This is a genomic window from Rhizobium nepotum 39/7, assembly GCF_000949865.1.
Taxonomy (GTDB): Bacteria; Pseudomonadota; Alphaproteobacteria; order Rhizobiales; family Rhizobiaceae; genus Agrobacterium; species Agrobacterium nepotum.
Window position 1 is genome coordinate 1 of record NZ_JWJH01000068.1, and the last position, 1,237, is coordinate 1,237.

General features: G+C 59.8%; 1 pseudogene. It reads right to left on the reverse strand.

Features of this window, described 5'->3' with window-relative positions:
- A pseudogene (locus RS75_RS24920) lies at nt 1-1,133 on the reverse strand (IS4 family transposase); the annotation flags it as partial.
- Nucleotides 1,134-1,237: the final 104 nt, after the last annotated feature.

Genomic DNA, 1,237 nt, shown 5'->3' on the forward strand with positions numbered 1-1,237 from the left:
TGCATCTGGCGGAGGTCTTTTGTTGTTTCGGGCGGTGGTTTTGCGAGTTGGTCGGTTCTTCTGCGGAGCATGAGATTTGCGCGCACGAGGCGGATGAAGGCGAGCGGGGTTTTGACGGTGGTCTGGTCGGCTTTGGCCATCTGCAACAGCAGATAGGCGATAAGGGCGACGGCGATCTGGATGCGGACGGCGTTTTCGGAAGTGCCGAGGAAATGCCGGATCTTCAGCGTCTGCTTGACGAAACGGAAGAACAGTTCGATCGCCCAGCGGCGTTTGTAGAGATCGGCGATCTCTTGTGCTGGCGCATCGAGATCGTTGGACAGGATGCGCAGCACCTTGCCGGTTTCGAGCACCACGCCGATCTCGCGCACCGGCTTTCCGAACGGGTTCTTCCGGTTTTTCGCCTGACGGGCGGGCAACAGGCCGATGCGGTCCGACAGGATTGCGCCGCCGTCCATGATGGGCCCCTCTTCGAGTAGGCTCAGCCTCGTATGGGATTTGAAGCGGGTGACGATGCGGCATCCGGCCCGGTCGAGTTTTTCCCACCAACCGAAATCGTAATAGCCCAGATCGAAGACATAGGTGGCTCCGGCCTCGACCGGCATGGTTTTGGCAGGCGTGATGTCGTTGACCCTGGCTGGCGTCACTGCCGCATAGATCGGCCGTTCGGCATCGGCGTCATAGATCATATGGACCTTGGCACCGCAGGTCTGACCGGAAAATCGCGCTCATTGCGAGGATGCCTGGCTCAGGCGCACGCCGGTGGCGTCGATAAGATAGGTTGCCTCGCCCATCTTGCGGCGCAGACCGCGTGAGGCCCTGGCGACCATCTCGGTGAAAAGTCCGGCAAACACCGCGTTGGGGCGCAGGCGGTTGGCATCGGCAAGCGTCGAACGCGAGGCAGGCCGCGCGCCAAGATGATAAAGGCGGGCCGAATGGCTCTCCAGACCGCCGACGATCTCACGTAGGCTCGCAGCACCCGAAAACTGGCCATATAAAAGCGCGATCAGCTGGCTTTTGGTCGACAGCCGCCGAACATGCCTGTCCGCACCGTGTTCGTCCACAAGCCGCTCGAAGCTTGCCCACGACAGACGCTTCAAAAGATCATGCAAAACGCTATTCTTGTGCCGCACGGTGTTGCTTCCCTTCGTGTCCGAGATCGTCGCCAAACGCTCGAACACAAGTAGAATCAACACCGTGCGCCTTGTCTACAAAATTTAAACCGGACAGTAGTGGG